The sequence below is a fragment of the Curtobacterium sp. MEB011 genome (genome assembly GCF_030209655.1).
Lineage (GTDB): Bacteria > Actinomycetota > Actinomycetes > Actinomycetales > Microbacteriaceae > Curtobacterium > Curtobacterium poinsettiae.
This window is the reverse complement of sequence record NZ_JARVRN010000008.1, coordinates 1-15,477: the sequence shown is the minus strand read 5'-3', so window position 1 is coordinate 15,477 and position 15,477 is coordinate 1. Positions and strand designations below refer to the sequence as shown.

The window sequence follows — 15,477 nt, the reverse complement described above, 5'->3', positions numbered from 1 at the left end:
TCGCAGACCGTCGCCTGCGGCGCCGCCAGCCGACAGTTCGCGACCAGTCGGCAGGCGACCCGCGACGTGTCGCGACCAGTCAGCTGAGATGACCGGGCAACGAGATGCGACCAGCCGAGGAACTGCTGCGGCGGGTCGCTCGGGTCAGGAGACCTCGCCCGCGCGGGCTCCCGCCCACAGGTCGACGTCGGTGATGCCGACGGAGTGCTCGTCGATGACGCGGAGCTCCTCGTCGGTGAACGACGTGTTCGACAGCGCGGCGACGTTGTCCTCGAGCTGCGACACCCGCGACGCACCGATCACGAGCGACGTCACCCGCTCGTCACGGAGTGCCCAGGCGAGCGCGAGCTGCGCGAGGGACTGGCCGCGGGCGGCGGCGACGTCGTGCAGGGCGCGGAGGTGCTCGACGACCTCGGGCGTGATGCTCGACGCGTCGAGGGACTTGCCCGCCGCCGCTCGGGAGTCCTCGGGCACACCGTTCAGGTACTTGCCGGTCAGCAGCCCCTGCGCGAGGGCGGTGAAGCCGATCACGCCGAAGCCGAGTTCGCCGGCCGTGTCGAGCAGCCCCTCGGTCTCGATCCAACGGTTGAGCATCGAGTACGAGGGCTGGTGGATGAGGAGCGGGGTGCCGAGGTCGCGGAGGATCTCGGCTGCCTGCCGACTGCGCTCGGCGTCGTACGACGAGATCCCGACGTACAGCGCCTTGCCCTGCTGGACCGCGGTGTGCAGGGCGCCCATCGTCTCCTCGAGCGGGGTCGACGCGTCGAGGCGGTGCGAGTAGAAGACGTCGACGTAGTCCAGGCCCGTGCGCTGCAGGGACTGGTCGAGCGAGGCGAGCACGTACTTGCGCGAGCCGCCGCCCTGCCCGTACGGTCCGGGCCACATGTCCCAGCCCGCCTTCGTCGAGACGACCATCTCATCACGGTACGGCCGGAAGTCCTCACGCATCAGGCGGCCGAAGTTCACCTCGGCGGCGCCGTACGGCGGGCCGTAGTTGTTCGCGAGGTCGTGGTGGGTGATCCCGAGGTCGAAGGCCCGACGGCTGATGGCGCGCTGGTTCTCGAACGGCATGTCGTCCCCGAAGTTGTGCCAGTAGCCCAGGGAGAGCAACGGCAGGTCGAGGCCCGAGCGGCCGGTCCGGCGGTACGTCATCGAGTCGTAGCGGTCGTCACTGGCGATGTAGGTCATGCAACGAGCCTGGCACTCGAAGACGGCCACGGCCTCGCGTGCTTCGCTTCGCGGACCCATGATGGGTGCACCAGACCACGAGGAGACGACGATGGCACGGACGACGAAGACCGAGACCACCTTCACCGACGAGGAGCGCGCGGCGATGCAGGAGCACGCCGCCGAGGTCAAGCGCACCCGCAGCACGAAGGGCACCAAGGCCGAGAAGGCAGCGGCCGACGCCGCGGCGGTCGAGGCGAAGATCGCCGAGATGCCCCAGCCGGACCGCGGCCTGGCGGAGCGCATCCACCGCCTCGCGCTCGAGGTCGCACCCGAACTCGCGCCGAAGCTCTGGTACGGCATGCCCGCCTACGCGCGCGACGGCAAGGCCGTGTTCTTCTTCCAGGACGCCGCGAAGTTCAAGGCCCGCTACGCGACGCTCGGGTTCCAGGACTCGGCCGCGCTCGACGACGGCACGTTCTGGCCGACGTCGTGGGCGATCAGCCCGGAGTTCTCCGAGGCCGACGAGGCACGGGTGGCCGAGCTGATCCGCCGCGCGGTCGGGTGACGGCGCTCGGGCTGGGGGCCGCTCCCGTCTTCGCCCTGCTGTTCCTGGTGCTGTACCTGCTGGGACGAAGCCGGGACCCGCGGATGCTCCGCAACGGGGTGTTCCTGACCGCGGCCGTGCTGTTCGGGCTCGCGACGGTCGTGTCCGTGCTGACCGCGGTGGTCCCCGGGTTCAGCCTGCTCGTCGCCGTGGTGCTGTTGCTCGTGCCGCTCGCCGTGGTGGTGCTCGGGGTCGCCCTGGTCGCGAACGGCCTGCAGATGCTCCGGGCCGAGGGCCGCAGCGTCGGCAACCTGCTGTCGCTCGCCGCCGGGGTGGCCGTGTTCGTGCTGCCGGCGGTCGCCATCGCCCTGCTCGTCTCGGGCAGCGGCGAGGGCTTCACGCTCTGGGACGGCACGAAGATCGCGGTCGCCGTCCTGATGGTGTTCGTCTGCGGGTACTTCGCCCTGTCGCTGGTCGCCTTCGCCCTGTACTCGGTGGTCTACGGGCGGACGCGGCACGGCATCGTCCCCGACACGATCGTCGTCCTCGGCTCCGGGCTCGTGCACGGCGAGGTCCCACCGCTGCTGCAGAGCCGGCTCGACCGGGCGCTCGGCGTCTACCGGGCCGAACGGAGCGCCGGACGCCGGCCGCTCCTCGTGCCGTCCGGCGGGCAGGGCGACGACGAACCCCGCCCCGAGGGCACCGCGATGGCCGAGTACCTGGTGGCGAACGGCGCCGACCCGGACGACGTGGTGCCGGAGACCGCGTCCCGGAACACCCGCGAGAACCTGCGGTTCTCGCGGGACGTGCAGACGGCCGCCGGACGGGACGGCCAGATGGTCGTGGTCACGAACAACTACCACGTGCTGCGGGCCGCGACCCTGGCCCGTCGCCTCGACCTGCCGGCCCAGGTCGTCGGCGCGCGCACGGCCGCGTACTACGTCCCGAGCGCGTTCCTGCGGGAGTTCGCGGCCGTGATCGTCGAGCACCGCTGGCTCAACGTCGTCGCCTGCACGCCGTTCGTGCTGTTCACCGGGTTCCTGCTCTGGGAGTCGTTCCAGCAGCGGTAGACGCGACCCACGGACGGACTGGAGGCCCGTGGCGGGCCCGCCACGCGCCTCCAGTCCGAGCCGCCGTAAGATCTCGACCATGGTCGAGATCCAGCCGCCACGTCCCACCGACCTGCTGCCCATCGGCGAGATCGTGCGCCGCACGGGCGTGGCCGCCTCGGCCCTGCACTTCTACGAGCGCAAGGGGCTGATCCACCCGGAGCGCACCGACGGTGGCACGCGGATGTACCCGCGGCACGTCGAACGGCGGATCGCGATCATCCAGGTGGCCAAGCGCCTCGGCATCCCGCTCAGCGAGGTCGCCGAGCAGTTCGAGGCGCTGCCCGCCGACCGCATGCCCTCGCTGCGCGACTGGAACCGGCTGAACGAGCGGTGGCGCGCACGACTGCGGGCCCGCCAGCTCGAGCTCGAGCGCCTGCAGCAGGAGATGACGCAGTGCATCGGCTGCGGCTGCGTCTCACTCGGGGCCTGCTCGGTCGTGAACCCGGGCGACACCCTGGGCGACGAGGGGCACGGCGCACGCCGACTGCTGCCGATCGAGGACGACGCGGCCGGCGCTGCCGGCGCTGCCGGCGCTGCCGAGGACGCTGTCGCCTAGCCCGCGCGCAGTCCGTCGTCGATCCGCTGCAGCAGCGCGAGGGCCTCGGCCGTGCCCCGCTCGTCGCCACCGAGGGCCGTGCGGAGCTTGCCGGACCAGTGCCGGTAGAGCCGGTCGACGCTCTCCTGGGCCAGGGCGGTCGAGTGCAGCTGCACGGTCCGGGCGTCCGCCGGGTCCTTGCGCCGCTCGACCATGCCCTTCGCCACGAGCGACCGGAGCGCGACGCTGAGGTTGCTGCGCTGCAGGGCCGTCGCCTCGGCGGTGGCACTGGGCGAGGTGCCGGGGTTGCGGTTGATCCAGCGCATCACGAGCGCCTCGGTGCCGGTCAGCGGCACGATGTCGAGGGTCTCCGAGCCGTGCGGGTCGATGTCGCGCGCGATCCGGAGCAGGACGTCCGCGAACTCGGCGAGGACGTGGTCGGACACGGCGGAGTGCATGTCCGTACTGTACCGATCTCCGGCGATGAGTTATGCTTTCATAACAATGACCACGGACACCGGAACCATCCGCGCGACGATCGCGACACCCACGACCAAGCAGCAGGGCATCACGACCGCGCTGCTCCTGGTGCTCGGCCTGCTCAGTGCCGTCGCCCCCTTCGCCACCGACCTGTACCTGCCGGCGTTCCCGCAGATGACCACCGAGCTCGGGGCGAGCGCCACCGCCGTGCAGCTCACCCTCACCGCGTTCCTGGTGGGCGTGACCGCGGGCCAGCTCGTGTTCGGCCCGCTGTCCGACCGGTTCGGCCGCGTGCCGCCGCTCATCGCCGGCGCCGCCGTGTGCGTGCTCGCCAGCATCGCCGCGGTGCTCGCGCCGAACATCGGCGTGCTCATCGCCGCCCGCCTGCTGCAGGGCCTCGGCGGTGCGGCCGGCATGGTGATCAGCCGTGCGGTCATCTCCGACCTGGCCACGGGCAAGTCCGCCGCCCGGGCGTTCTCGCTCATGATGATCGTCGGCGGGGTCGCCCCGGTCGTCGCACCACTGCTCGGCGGTCTGCTCACGGGCCCGATCGGCTGGCGCGGCCTGCTCTCGATCGTTCTCGGCCTGTCGGTCGTCATGCTCGTCGCGGTCCTCGCCGTGATCCGCGAGACCCACCTGAAGGCACACCGCGACACCCTGCGCGAGGAACGCCGCGGCTCGGGCTCCGCACTCCGAGCCCTGCGCTCCCGCACGTTCCTCGGCTACACGGCCGTGTTCGGCTTCGCGTTCGCCGTGATGATGGCCTACATCTCCGCATCACCGTTCCTGTACCAGGACATGATCGGCTTCGGCACGGTCGGCTACGGCCTGGCCTTCGGGCTGAACGCCCTGGCGCTGATGGGCGTCAGCATCCTGTCCGCCAAGCTCACCGCGACCCGTTCGGTCACGGGGGTGCTGTCGCTCGGCATCGTGCTCGTGCTCGCGTCGACCGTCGCGTTCGCGCTGCTCGTCGTCTCCGGGGCGCCGGTCATCTGGCTCGCCGTGCCGCTGTTCGCCGCGGTGGGCTCGCTCGGCCTGGTGCTCGGCAACGCCACGGCGCTCGCCCTCGGTGCGGTTCCGTCGGCCGCCGGCAGCGCCTCGGCCGTGCTCGGTGCGCTGCAGTTCGGGCTCGCGGCGCTCGTGTCCCCGCTCGTCAGCATCGGCGGCTCGGACACCGCGGCACCGTTGGCGATCGTGATGCTCGCCGCCGCGGTGGTGGCCGTCGTGGCGCTGCTCGCGGCGCGGGGCCGGACCAGCACGGCCCGCTGACCCAGCCCGGCGTCAGCCCCGCCGCGGCCGCAGGAACGGTACCCGCGGCATGAGCCAGTCGACCCACACCACCCGCACCCCCGGCGCCACGGCGAGCGCCCACAGGATCGAGGCAGCGGCGTCGGTCGGGTAGTGCACCGCGTCGATCGACACCGCGAAGAACACGATCACGATGGCCACGACTCCCAGCGTCAACGCCAGTCGGTGCCACCGGGTCTCGCGGAGCAGCCAGATCAGGGCGATGACGAACGCCGTGATGTAGACCGTGTGCCCGCTCGGGTACCCGGGGTCGGGCTGCACCGGGAACGGGTGCGGCAGCACGGCGACGTCGGGCCGGGCACGGTGCACGATCTCCTTCACGACGGCGGACGGCACCCACGTGATCGCGATCGTGCCGCCGAACGCCAGCGCCGGGCGCAGGTCGCGCGTGCGCCACCAGATCACGGCGACGACGACGACCGTGATCCCAATCGCCGGGGCCGGACTGATCACGTGGTAGACCGCCGTGGTGAACGCCCCGATGAACCCGGTGTGCAACGCGTTGAGGGCCGTGGACAGCCCGAGGTCCACCGTGCCCAGGGTGAACCCGACGATGGTGATGACGACGACCGCGATGACGGCGATCGCCACCGAGACGAGCGGGTACGGCGAGCGCTCGAGGATCCCGTACGCGGCGGGCTCCCGTCGGCGGGGACGGAGGAGCGGCGCGTCGTCGGTCATCAGACCATCGTCGCAGCCCGACCTCGGCATCTGGGGTCGAGCGAGCCTCACGATCATCCGAAAGCGTTCAGCGCAGCGGTCGGGAGTAGACAGGACGCATGCCAACCGTTGCCGAGAACATCGTCGCCACCCTCCGCGCCAACGACATCCACCGGGTCTACGGCCTGCCCGGGGACTCCCTGAACGGCTTCACCGACGCCCTGCGCAAGGACGGCACGATGCGGTGGGAGCACGTCCGTCACGAGGAGGCTGCTGCGTTCGCCGCCTCGGCCGAAGCCGCTCTGACCGGTGACCTGACCGTCTGCGCCGGCAGCTGCGGGCCCGGCAACCTGCACCTGATCAACGGCCTGTACGACGCGAACCGGTCTCGGGTACCGGTCCTGGCGATCGCCGCGCACATCCCCACGGCGGAGATCGGCTCCGGCTACTTCCAGGAGACCCACCCGCAGGAGCTCTTCCGCGAATGCTCCGTCTACGTCGAGTACGTCGCCGACCCGGTGCAGATGCCCCGCCTGCTCGAGATCGCGATGCGCGAGGCGATCGAGAAGCGCGGCGTCGCGGTGCTCGTGATCCCCGGCGACGTCCTGCTCGCCGAGGCGAAGGACGACCGCGTCACCCGCATCGAGCGGACCACCCCGCGGATCGTGCCGAGCGAGGCCGAGCTGCAGCGCACCGCCGACCTGCTGAACGGTGCCGACCGGATCACGATCCTGGCCGGAGCCGGCGTCGCGGACGCCCACGACGAGGTCGTCGCCCTGGCCGAGCGCCTGCAGGCCCCGATCGTGCACGCACTGCGCGGCAAGGAGTACATCGAGCACGACAACCCGTACGACGTCGGGATGACCGGGCTCCTCGGCTTCGCCTCCGGGTACCGCGCGATGGAGGACGCCGACGTCGTGCTCATGCTCGGCACCGACTTCCCGTACCAGCAGTTCTTCCCGGCCAAGGCGAAGCACGTGCAGGTCGACATCCGCGGCTCGCAGCTCGGCCGTCGGCACCCGGTCGACATCGGCCTGGTCGGCACCGTCAAGGACACCGCCCTCGCACTCATCCCGCTGCTGACCGGCTCGCACCCGACGAAGCACCTCGAGGACTCCCTGAAGCACTACCGGAAGACCCGCGAGAAGCTCGACGACCTGGCGGTCCCCGCCGGGAAGAAGAAGCCCCTGCACCCGCAGTACGTCGCCCGGGTGCTCGACCGGCTCGCCGCCGAGGACGCCGTCTTCATCCCCGACGTCGGCTCCCCCGTCGTGTGGGCGTCGCGCTACCTCACGATGAACGGCAAGCGTCGGCTGATCGGCTCGTTCGTGCACGGCACGATGGCGAACGCCGTCCCGCAGGCGATCGGTGCGCAGACCGCTTTCCCGGATCGGCAGGTGATCGCGCTGGCCGGCGACGGCGGGCTGACGATGCTCCTCGGCGAGCTCATCACGATCGTGCAGAACAAGCTGCCCGTGAAGATCGTGGTCTTCGACAACTCCTCGCTCAACTTCGTCGAGCTCGAGATGAAGGCCGCCGGCTTCGTGAACTACGGCACCGAGCTGCAGAACCCGGACTTCGCCGCGGTCGCCGAGGCGATCGGCATCAAGGGCTTCCAGGTCGACGTGTCCGACGACTTCGAGGACGCGATGGCCGCCGCGCTCGCGCACGACGGCCCCGCACTCGTGTCGGTCCGCGCGAACCGCCAGGAGCTCTCCATGCCCCCGGCGGTCACGCTCGAGCAGGCGAAGGGCTTCACGCTCTACGCCATCCGCACGGTGCTGTCGGGTCGCGGCGACGAGCTGCTGGACCTCGCGTCCACCAACGCGCGCCAGCTGCTGTAGACGCGACCGGATGACGGACTGGAGGCTCGTGGCGGCGCCGCCACGAGCCTCCAGTCCGTCTCTTCGTCACCACCCGAGCATCTGGCCGTCCTCCAGGAACACGCCGGTGGGGCCCTCCGGGCCCGCGCTCGCGGCGGCCGCGATCGTCGCGGCGCTGACCTCGACGGGGCGACCGTGCGGGTTCGGCATGCCACCGAACTCGGTGGCCGTGTAGCCGGGCTCAATCGCGACGAAGTGCACCTCGGGCACGACGCGTGCGTACTGCACCGTCAGCATCGAGACGGCGGCCTTGGACGCCCCGTAGACCACGGCAGGAACGGTGGACGCCGGCTTCGACGGGTCGTGGGTGGCGGTGAAGGAGCCGAGCGCACTCGACAGGTTCACCACGATCGGGTTCGCCGAACGACGCAGGAGCGGCAGCGCGGCCTCGGTCCTTCGCTGCGAGACCGCCTGAACCCTTCGGAGAAGGCCCACAGGTCGCGTCCACCGCCCTTGTCCGGCTCGACCGGCGTCCATAGGCTCCCGCTGTCAGACGATCGTCTGGTATCGAGAGCGGAACGAGGACGGGCATGAACGACGACACGCAGGTCAGCATGAACCGAGTGCACTGGACCGGCGGCGTGCCCCGGAGCGCAGTGGACGCGCTGCTCCACGACGGCGGACTGGCGGTGGTCCCCACCAAGGTCGGCTACATCCTGATGACCTCGGACCGTGCGGGCCTGGAGCGGAAGTTCGACGCCAAGGAGCGCAACCGGAACAAGCCCGGCGTCGTCCTCGTGAGCTCGCTCGAGATGCTGCGCAGCATCGCGCAGCTCACCCCCGAGATCGACGCCCTGTACCAGCGGTGCTGGGACGAGGACATCCTGCTCGGCTGCATCCTGCCCTGGAGCGACCAGGGCCGGGCCGCGCTGCCGACCGACGGCTCGGACGACCTGATGATGGACACCCGCGGCACGTCCTGCTTCGTCATCAAGTTCGGCGTCCCCGGCGAGCTCGCCGCCCGCGAGCTCTGGACCGAGCACGGCAAGTTCGCCTTCGCGAGCTCCGCCAACCCGTCGGGCACCGGCAACCGCGGTGTCGTCGACGGCATCGGCGAGCGCATCGCCGAACGTGCCGACGTGATCGTCGAGGCGGACGACTACGTCGCGTCCATCCAGCCGGAGAAGAGCACCGAGACCCGCTACGAGCAGGGCGTCATGGTGTCGATGGTCGACAGCTCGGGAACCCTGATCCCGGTGCAGGACGGACAGCGCTCGATCACTCCCGCCCCCACGCTCATCCGCAAGGGGCTCGACGTCGACCGGATCATGGGGCTGCTCGCCGACACGTTCACCAGCTGGGACTACCGACAGGGTGAGTACTACTGAGCCCGCACGGACGCCTCGGCACCGCCGTCTCGGCAGGAGACCCGGACACGACGCCGGGCACCAGGCGTGCGGCGAGACCAACGGCACGGAAGCGTCTGTCGCGTGAGGACGCCTCGAGCCGCATCACGGCGTTCGTGTACGGGAACATCGTGATCCTGGGCACGATCGCACCGATGGTCCCGGACACCGCCGCGAGTGGTCGGGGGCTCTGGTACGTCCTCGCCACCGCGTTCTCGACCTTCCTGGCGCACACCTTCGCCGAGTTGGTCGGCCGCCGTGCGCGGAGTGACCAACGGCTCGCCGGGGAGACCATCGGAGCCGAGCTGCGCGACTCGCTGCCCGTCCTCACCTCCGGTCTCGTCCCGGCGGCCGTCCTCGCCTACGCCTGGCTGACCGGCGCGTCCGGGCTGGTGGCCGAGATCCTCGCGATCGCGTACCTCGTGGTCCGGCTCGCCCTCCTCGGCCCCGTCGTGGCCCGGCTCCGCGGGGAGAAGCCGTCCCCGCGCACGTTCGCCGCCGGCCTCGTCCTCGCACTCGTCGGAGTCGGCATCGCCCTGGTCAAAGCCGGTCCCGGCTTCTGAGGCCGACCGGAGCACCGGGCAGGACACCGACAGACCGGATCGGGCGGTCCAGGTGGTCCAAGGAGCGCTCTGCACCGTCACACGGGCAGATCGTCGGGGACCGCCGCGACCGCCTCGATCTCGACCAGCTGGTCGTCGTAGCCGAGCACCGTGACCCCGAGCAGGGTGCTCGGCACGTCGTGCGTGCCGAAGGCGTCGCGGACAACGTCCCATGCGGTGACGAGGTCGGCCTGTCGCGAGGACGCCACGAGCACGCGGGTGCTCACGACGTCCTGGATGGACGCGTCAGCGGCACGCAACGCCTGCTGCATCGTCTCGATGCACCTGGCGGCCTGGCCCGCGTAGTCCCCGACCGCGACGGTCGACCCATCAGGGGCGAGCGGGCAGGCCCCGGCGAGGAACACGAGCCGCGTCCCGCTCGGCACGGTCGACGCGTACGCGTACTGCGCCACATCGCTCAGGACGTCGGACCGGATGAGACGGACTGCGCTGGCCATGCACGTCATCCTGCCAGCCGCGATGCTCCGGGCCCCGGGTACCTCAGGCGCAGTACTCGTACGGCAACATCGCGGTCGACCCCACCCAGATCGCGCCCACGGTGGCGCCGTCCGTCCCGAGCTGGAACGTCATGTAGCGTCCGTCGGCCTGCACGCTCCACATCGAGTACGGCCCCTGGTCCTCACCGTAGGTGCCGGTGTACTGCAGGTCCGGGTACGCGGAGCGCACCTCGGTCAGGGGCGTGCCGATGCCGATCCCGGCGTCGGTCTCGGGCGAGTTCGTCGTCACCGGATCCGGCCCCAGCCCACCGATGGTCACGCCCACGACCTTGCCGTCGCGGGGGATGACGATGAGGCCGGGAGCGTCATCTCGGTTCCAGAACGTCGTCTCCGGGCTGGCCGGACACGCATCCGTGCTCCGGGTGTAGGCGGCTGCCAGGTCGTCGATCTCCCCCTCCACCTCGCCGCCCAGCGCGATCGGCCCGACCTCCTTCGTGGAGATGGTCCAGGTTGCCGGGTCCGACAGGTCGAACGCCGTTCCCGTCGCAGTCGGGGACGGCGTGGGCGTCGGGGTGCCGGGGTCGGCCGTCGGGGTCGGCGTCACCGTCGCGGTCACGGTCCGGGTCGGCGTCGGAGCGGACGGCCCGGAACACGCGGTCAGCGTCGCCGCCGCGAGGAGTCCGAGGGTCACGCCGGCGGTCCGGATGGTGCTGTTCACAGGGTCTGGTCGCCGATCATCGTCTGGTCCTTCCGTGGGTGGACGTCGAACGGGTCCCCGCCCGCAGGCGGGGACCCGACCGGCGTGGGCGCGACGAAGCGGCGCCGACCGGTGACCCCCGCGCCGTTGCGATGGCCGATCCACCGTACTTCGAGCCTCCACGGGGAACGAAACCCCTCGGTCGCCATCGCAACCAGAGCGTTACACAGCTTCCGGCGCGGTGATCAGTCGGCGTCCTCGACGTCGAACACGACGACCCGCGCACTCGCCGCCCCGATGAAGTCCGCCACCGGCCGGTGCTCCGGGTGCGGCAGGTACCCGGCGAGCGCGACACGATCACGGAAGCGGACGACGAGCATCCAGTGGAACCCGCCCTCCAGTCCCTCGGTGCTCACGCTCGTGCCAGACTGCACCGACTCGACCCCCTCGACCCGTGGCAGGTGCGCACGCGACAGGGCCGAGGCCTCGGCGGAACGGTCCGCCCCGTCCCACTCGACCAGCACGGTGTGCGTCACTCCGGACACGTGGTCCCCTTCCTCGAACGCAAGAACGCCAGGTCAGAACGCCGGCGTCCCACCGGCGATCGTGATCGTCGACCCGGACTGGTAGCTCGACTCCGGGCTGACCAGGTGCACGTAGGCGGCACCGAGCTCGGCGGGCTGACCGGGACGGCCGAACGGCGAGCTCTCGCCGAAGTGCGACACCGTCTCGGCGTCGTCGGAACCCGGCTGCAGCGGCGTCCACACCGGGCCGGGCGCGACGGAGTTGACCCGGATGCCCTTCGGCGCGAGCTGCTGCGCGACGGCCTCGGTGAAGAGCTTGATCGCACCCTTCGACACCGCGTAGTCGATCTTGTCCGGGGACGGCGTGGACGCCTGGATCGAACCGGTCGTCACGATGGTCGACCCGGGCTCGAGGTGCGGCACGGCGGCCTTGGTCAGCCAGAACAGCGAGTAGATGTTGGTCTTGAAGGTGGAGTCGAACATCGAGGTGTCCAGCGTGAGGATGTCGTCGTTGCTCTCCATGCGGCCCGCGACCATCACCAGGGTGTCGAGGCCGCCGAACTCGTCGACGCCCTTCTGTACCAGGTCCGTGCAGTACTGCTCGTCGGAGATGTCCCCGGGGAACAGCACGGCCCGACGGCCCTCGGACTCGAGCAGGTCGCGGACCTGTTCCGCGTCCTCCTGCTCATCCGGCAGGTAGGAGAGCACCAGGTCCGCGCCTTCGCGTGACAGGGCGATGGCGGCGGCACGGCCGATACCGGAGTCGGCACCGGTGACGATGCCGCGGTACCCCTTCAAGCGGCCGAGCCCGACGTAGCTGTCCTCGCCGTGGTCGGGCTTCGGTTCCATCTTCCACGCGGCGCCCGGCAGCGACTGTTCCTGCTTCGGGTACGGCGGTGCCGGGTAGAGGGTGTTCGGATCGCGCTTCTCGTACTGGCTCATGGCCCCACTGTCGTCGTCGTGCCCCGGACGGGCGCTCAGCTGGCAGCTGGCGGGCGCAGGCGACCCCGCGCCCTGAAGACGGGTGTGGACGCCACTGGAGGCGCGGTGCCAGCTGGCACCGCGCCTCCAGTGGGTCAGCTGGTTCAGACGCCGGCCGTGGTCTTGATCCAGGACGAGGCCTGCGACAGCAGGGCGTAGTTGGAGCCGGCCTTGGTGTTGGCGCCGGGGTCGGCGCTGTCGCCGGTGGAGCAGACGGCGACGACCTTGCCGTTGACGAGCAGCGGGCCGCCCGAGTCGCCGTGGTTCGAGGCACCGGTCACGCCGGTGAGGTGCTGGGCCCGACCGCTGAAGGCGTCGGTGCTCGCGCCGGTGAGCGAGACGGTGGCCTGGTACAGGCCGTCGGACTGGGTGGCGTTGGCCCGCAGGCCGTAGCCCTGGATGGTGCCGGTGCCGCTCGACTTGGCGGTCGCGGTGAGGTCGAGGGGTGCGTAGGTGGACAGCGGGTAGGCGGTCCGCAGGTGCACGAGCGCGATGTCTCCGGCGGGCGAGGTGCTGATGCGGTCGACCGAGACGGCCGTGCCGCGGTTGACGGTGGAGTTGGAGTGGTAGACCCGCATCGCGCCGATCCCGTCGATGCAGTGCCGGGCGGTGAGGACCCACGAGGCGTTGAGCTGCTCGCCGGTGCAGTTGCTGACGTACCCCGAGGGGATGGAGCCGCCGGATGCTTCGAGCTGCACGGCCCACGAGGTGGTGGGGGCCTTCTCGCCGCCGACGACCTTCGTGCTGACGGGCAGCGCGGACGCGGGCGAAGCGGCGAACACGCCGGCGGTGATGACGGCGACCGCGGCGAACGCGGCTGCGATGGACTTCTTCATGACGACTCCTCTGTCGGTGAAGCACCTACCAGTTGCGTTGTGCAACTGATGCGCCATCCTTGCCCCTTGCTCAGGGTTCGCACCAGTCCGCACTTCGACGGACGCGGGCGTCGATCGTGTCCTCGCAGGCCGGTACCGGTCGTCCGGTACGCGAACTGGCTGGGCGGTGCGCCAACGGTCTCGTCGTAGCGTCGGGTGCATGACGACGAGTGACGAGACCGCTTTCCCGGACCGGGTCGCGCGGGTCTTGGAGCCGGGTCTCGACGTGCTCGACGCCGTGGACCGCGTCATCGCGGCGTGCGTCGAGGCGACCTCGGCGATCGAGGCAGGCATCGTCATCGCGGACCGGTTCGGCACACTGCAGGTCCTGGCATCGACGAGTGAGCGCAGCAGCGAGGCCGAAGAAGCCCAGCTCGGGACGGACGAGGGCTCGTGCCTCGACTGCTACCGGACCGGCACGACCGTCGACGTGGCCGACGTGTCGACGCACGAGTCGGAGTGGCCGGCATTCGTGACGACGATGCGTGACCGCGGGCTGCAGGGCACGTTCGCCGAGCCGATCCGGTTGCGGGACCGGACGATCGGCTCGCTGTGCGTCTTCGCCGACCACACCCGCGGCCACAGCGACGAGGACGTCGTGCTGATCCAGCTGCTCGCCGACGCCGCTTCGGCTGCCCTCGTGCGCCAGCGGGACCGTGGTGGCCCCGTCACGATCGAGGACCGGGTCGAGGACGCCCTCGGGGCGCGGGTGCTCGTCGAGCAGGCGAAGGGTGCGCTCGCCTACCGGCGGGGCATCCGGATGGACGAGGCGTTCCAGCTGCTGCGACGTGCTGCGGCCGACGCCGGCCGCAGCCTCCGCGCGCTGGCCGAGGACGTCGTGCACCGGGGCGCCGACCTCGGCAGCACCGGCTAGGCCCGTCGGGTCCGCGGCCCGTCCGGCTCCGTCCGCAGCACCAGGCCGTGGTGGTCGGTGGTGAGCGTCACCGCGACCACCTCGCCGAACGCATCGCCGTCGAGCTGCACGCGCTCGGGGGTGTCGACGGTCAGCCGGAGCGTCCGCGCCCGGGTGTACCGGAGCGCACGTGACGTCGGCAGGACCCGGGCCAGGAGCCGCCCGAACCGGGTGCGCGAGAAGAACCGGTTGAGCGTCAGGGCGTACCCGACCTTCGTCCACCCGAACCACCCGGCGGGCCGGAACGCCACGGCGTCGAGGACCCCGTCGTCCGGTCGCGCCGCGGGCAGCAGCAGGATGCCGGCGGTCAGCGTGCCGCAGTTCCCGACGATGATCGTGTGCGCGCTCATGCTGCGGAGCGGGGCGTCGTCGATCCCGTAGTGCACCGGGATCTGCCGGTTGCCGATGACGGACCGGGCGATGGGGTCGGAGTAGGCCACCCACCCCAGGCGCTTCTTGACCCAGGCGTTCGTGTCCGCCGCCATGCTCGCGTCGAGGCCGATGCCGGTCATCACCAGGAACGCGTGGGACGTGGTGACGCCGGCCGGGTCGGTCAGGTCGGCCAGTCCGACGTCGATCGGGCGGTCGACCCCGGTGAGGCCCGCACGGACGGACCGCTGGAGGTCGCCGAGGGGCAGGCCGAGGTTGCGCGCGAACAGGTTGCCGGTGCCGCTCGGGAGGAGCGCCACCGGGATCCCGGTGCCGCGGAGCTCCTCGGCGACGATCCGGAGCGTGCCGTCGCCGCCGGCGACCAGGACGACGCTCGGGTGTGCCGCGCACGCCGCCCTGGCGGCCGCGCGTCCGTCGTCGTCGGCGCTGGTGGTGAGCCAGAGCGACTCGTCCCATCCGTGCGCGCGCTCCTCGGTGCGGAGCACGGCCCGGAGCCGGGCCGCGTCGATCTTGGTCGGGTTCACGACCACGGCGGCGCGCAGCGGGCCGTGTTCGTTCGGGGGCGTCGGCATGCGGTCGGTGCGGGGGTTCCTGCTGGTGGTGCGCTTCGTCAGTGGCGGACTAGTTGGTCCGGCCGGCGTTGCGGGCCTTGTTGCCGCTGCGGCGGACGGCGCCGAAGACGATCGTGCCGAGCAGCAGGACGATGCCGATGATGCCGAGCCAGAGCAGGCCCTTCAGGGCGAAGCCGACGATGGACAGGACTGCCCAGAGGACGACGAGGACGATGACGGTCTTCACGGTGGTGGTTCCTTCGGTGGGGTGTGGTGCGTGCGAGGTGGGGTCGGGCGGGGTGGGCGTCGGGCGGGGCGGGGTGGCCGTGTCAGTGGATCCGGAGCTCGGTCACCATGGGGCAGACGAAGGGGTCGCGGGCGGCGAGGCCGACACGGTTGAGGTACCGGACGACGATGCCGTACGAACGCAGCAACGTGGTCTCCGTGT

General features: G+C 71.2%; 19 protein-coding genes and 1 pseudogene. 8 read left to right on the top strand and 12 right to left on the bottom strand.

All coding sequences use genetic code 11. The features are described from left to right. Positions 1–144: 144 nt before the first annotated feature. A complete protein-coding gene (gene mgrA / locus QRN30_RS11595) occupies positions 145–1,188 on the bottom strand; it encodes an L-glyceraldehyde 3-phosphate reductase (protein WP_194590968.1) in 1,044 nt (347 codons plus the stop codon). Positions 1,189–1,279: 91 nt separating this feature from the next. Here mgrA and QRN30_RS11590 point away from each other — a divergent pair, with 91 nt between their 5' ends. The 3 genes from QRN30_RS11590 (at position 1,280) to soxR (ending at position 3,382) form a co-directional block, all read left to right on the top strand. Beyond that, entirely contained in the window at positions 1,280–1,735 is a 456-nt protein-coding gene (locus QRN30_RS11590; RefSeq protein WP_031259984.1) for an iron chaperone, read from the top strand. Next, positions 1,732–2,784 carry a YdcF family protein gene (locus QRN30_RS11585; RefSeq protein WP_071251756.1) on the top strand — a complete coding sequence of 351 codons (1,053 nt, stop codon included), beginning with the start codon at positions 1,732–1,734 and terminating at the stop codon, positions 2,782–2,784. The genes QRN30_RS11590 and QRN30_RS11585 overlap by 4 nt, the downstream gene beginning before the upstream one ends. Before the next feature lie 79 nt (positions 2,785–2,863). Next, entirely contained in the window at positions 2,864–3,382 is a 519-nt protein-coding gene (gene soxR, locus QRN30_RS11580; protein ID WP_262160702.1) for a redox-sensitive transcriptional activator SoxR, read from the top strand. Here soxR and QRN30_RS11575 read toward each other — a convergent pair. Next, on the bottom strand, positions 3,379–3,819 hold the full coding sequence (locus QRN30_RS11575) for a MarR family winged helix-turn-helix transcriptional regulator (protein ID WP_284761117.1): 441 nt from the start codon (positions 3,817–3,819) through the stop codon (positions 3,379–3,381). The two genes, soxR and QRN30_RS11575, sit on opposite strands and share 4 nt — an antisense overlap. A 46-nt stretch (positions 3,820–3,865) precedes the next feature. Here QRN30_RS11575 and QRN30_RS11570 point away from each other — a divergent pair, with 46 nt between their 5' ends. Beyond that, complete coding sequence (locus QRN30_RS11570; protein ID WP_284761116.1) at positions 3,866–5,110, top strand: multidrug effflux MFS transporter; 1,245 nt, start codon at positions 3,866–3,868, stop codon at positions 5,108–5,110. A 12-nt stretch (positions 5,111–5,122) separates the two neighbouring features. Here QRN30_RS11570 and QRN30_RS11565 read toward each other — a convergent pair whose 3' ends face one another. Continuing rightward, a complete protein-coding gene (locus tag QRN30_RS11565; protein WP_214519608.1) occupies positions 5,123–5,830 on the bottom strand; it encodes a phosphatase PAP2 family protein in 708 nt (235 codons plus the stop codon). 98 nt (positions 5,831–5,928) lie between these two features. On the opposite strand from QRN30_RS11565, the gene poxB reads away from it, so the two are divergent. Continuing rightward, positions 5,929–7,653 carry a ubiquinone-dependent pyruvate dehydrogenase gene (gene poxB, locus QRN30_RS11560; protein WP_042539878.1) on the top strand — a complete coding sequence of 575 codons (1,725 nt, stop codon included), beginning with the start codon at positions 5,929–5,931 and terminating at the stop codon, positions 7,651–7,653. Between the two features lie 66 nt (positions 7,654–7,719). Here poxB and QRN30_RS11555 read toward each other — a convergent pair whose 3' ends face one another. Further along, a complete protein-coding gene (locus tag QRN30_RS11555; RefSeq protein WP_284761115.1) occupies positions 7,720–8,127 on the bottom strand; it encodes an SDR family NAD(P)-dependent oxidoreductase in 408 nt (135 codons plus the stop codon). Between the two features lie 95 nt (positions 8,128–8,222). On the opposite strand from QRN30_RS11555, the gene QRN30_RS11550 reads away from it, so the two are divergent. Next, positions 8,223–9,020 (top strand): L-threonylcarbamoyladenylate synthase, encoded by a 798-nt coding sequence (locus tag QRN30_RS11550; protein WP_017887570.1) that lies wholly within the window; start codon positions 8,223–8,225, stop codon positions 9,018–9,020. Between the two features lie 173 nt (positions 9,021–9,193). Next, entirely contained in the window at positions 9,194–9,601 is a 408-nt protein-coding gene (locus tag QRN30_RS11545; protein WP_235045682.1) for a hypothetical protein, read from the top strand. 77 nt (positions 9,602–9,678) lie between these two features. On the opposite strand, the gene QRN30_RS11540 is transcribed toward QRN30_RS11545, so the two are convergent. The 5 genes from QRN30_RS11540 to QRN30_RS11520 all read right to left on the bottom strand — a co-directional run bounded on the left by QRN30_RS11540 (position 9,679) and on the right by QRN30_RS11520 (position 13,136). Next, positions 9,679–10,098: a RidA family protein gene (locus tag QRN30_RS11540; RefSeq protein WP_284761114.1), complete on the bottom strand. Its 420-nt coding sequence runs from the start codon at positions 10,096–10,098 to the stop codon at positions 9,679–9,681. 43 nt (positions 10,099–10,141) lie between these two features. Next, complete coding sequence (locus QRN30_RS11535; RefSeq protein WP_071251748.1) at positions 10,142–10,816, bottom strand: hypothetical protein; 675 nt, start codon at positions 10,814–10,816, stop codon at positions 10,142–10,144. A 224-nt stretch (positions 10,817–11,040) separates the two neighbouring features. Continuing rightward, positions 11,041–11,340: a Dabb family protein gene (locus QRN30_RS11530; protein ID WP_284761113.1), complete on the bottom strand. Its 300-nt coding sequence runs from the start codon at positions 11,338–11,340 to the stop codon at positions 11,041–11,043. Positions 11,341–11,373: 33 nt separating this feature from the next. Continuing rightward, positions 11,374–12,261, bottom strand: a complete 888-nt coding sequence (locus QRN30_RS11525; protein WP_017887576.1) for an SDR family oxidoreductase — start codon at positions 12,259–12,261, stop codon at positions 11,374–11,376. A gap of 143 nt (positions 12,262–12,404) precedes the next feature. Further along, complete coding sequence (locus QRN30_RS11520) at positions 12,405–13,136, bottom strand: S1 family peptidase (protein ID WP_017887577.1); 732 nt, start codon at positions 13,134–13,136, stop codon at positions 12,405–12,407. 199 nt (positions 13,137–13,335) lie between these two features. Between QRN30_RS11520 and QRN30_RS11515 the strand changes: the two genes are divergently transcribed. Further along, the gene (locus tag QRN30_RS11515) at positions 13,336–14,049 is read left to right on the top strand and encodes a GAF and ANTAR domain-containing protein (RefSeq protein ID WP_056073265.1); all 714 of its coding nucleotides are present in this window, start codon (positions 13,336–13,338) and stop codon (positions 14,047–14,049) included. Here the strand turns inward: QRN30_RS11515 and QRN30_RS11510 are convergent. The 3 genes and pseudogenes from QRN30_RS11510 to QRN30_RS11500 all read right to left on the bottom strand — a co-directional run. Then, a complete protein-coding gene (locus QRN30_RS11510) occupies positions 14,046–15,050 on the bottom strand; it encodes a diacylglycerol/lipid kinase family protein (RefSeq protein WP_284761112.1) in 1,005 nt (334 codons plus the stop codon). The two genes, QRN30_RS11515 and QRN30_RS11510, sit on opposite strands and share 4 nt — an antisense overlap. Before the next feature lie 49 nt (positions 15,051–15,099). Then, positions 15,100–15,276 carry a hypothetical protein gene (locus QRN30_RS11505; RefSeq protein WP_042541247.1) on the bottom strand — a complete coding sequence of 59 codons (177 nt, stop codon included), beginning with the start codon at positions 15,274–15,276 and terminating at the stop codon, positions 15,100–15,102. 82 nt (positions 15,277–15,358) lie between these two features. Next, positions 15,359–15,477: pseudogene (locus tag QRN30_RS11500) on the bottom strand (acyl-CoA desaturase); the annotation flags it as partial.

Bases quoted from the DNA above. Each gene is read 5' to 3' on its own strand.
- QRN30_RS11520 (WP_017887577.1), bottom strand. From the start codon at position 13,136: ATGAAGAAGTCCATCGCAGCCGCGTTCGCCGCGGTCGCCGTCATCACC.
- QRN30_RS11565 (WP_214519608.1), bottom strand. From the start codon at position 5,830: ATGACCGACGACGCGCCGCTCCTCCGTCCCCGCCGACGGGAGCCCGCC.
- QRN30_RS11545 (WP_235045682.1), top strand. From the start codon at position 9,194: ATGGTCCCGGACACCGCCGCGAGTGGTCGGGGGCTCTGGTACGTCCTC.
- mgrA (WP_194590968.1), bottom strand. From the start codon at position 1,188: ATGACCTACATCGCCAGTGACGACCGCTACGACTCGATGACGTACCGC.
- QRN30_RS11510 (WP_284761112.1), bottom strand. From the start codon at position 15,050: ATGCCGACGCCCCCGAACGAACACGGCCCGCTGCGCGCCGCCGTGGTC.
- QRN30_RS11570 (WP_284761116.1), top strand. From the start codon at position 3,866: ATGACCACGGACACCGGAACCATCCGCGCGACGATCGCGACACCCACG.
- poxB (WP_042539878.1), top strand. From the start codon at position 5,929: ATGCCAACCGTTGCCGAGAACATCGTCGCCACCCTCCGCGCCAACGAC.
- QRN30_RS11575 (WP_284761117.1), bottom strand. From the start codon at position 3,819: ATGCACTCCGCCGTGTCCGACCACGTCCTCGCCGAGTTCGCGGACGTC.
- soxR (WP_262160702.1), top strand. From the start codon at position 2,864: ATGGTCGAGATCCAGCCGCCACGTCCCACCGACCTGCTGCCCATCGGC.
- QRN30_RS11590 (WP_031259984.1), top strand. From the start codon at position 1,280: ATGGCACGGACGACGAAGACCGAGACCACCTTCACCGACGAGGAGCGC.
- QRN30_RS11540 (WP_284761114.1), bottom strand. From the start codon at position 10,098: ATGGCCAGCGCAGTCCGTCTCATCCGGTCCGACGTCCTGAGCGATGTG.
- QRN30_RS11550 (WP_017887570.1), top strand. From the start codon at position 8,223: ATGAACGACGACACGCAGGTCAGCATGAACCGAGTGCACTGGACCGGC.
- QRN30_RS11515 (WP_056073265.1), top strand. From the start codon at position 13,336: ATGACGACGAGTGACGAGACCGCTTTCCCGGACCGGGTCGCGCGGGTC.
- QRN30_RS11525 (WP_017887576.1), bottom strand. From the start codon at position 12,261: ATGAGCCAGTACGAGAAGCGCGATCCGAACACCCTCTACCCGGCACCG.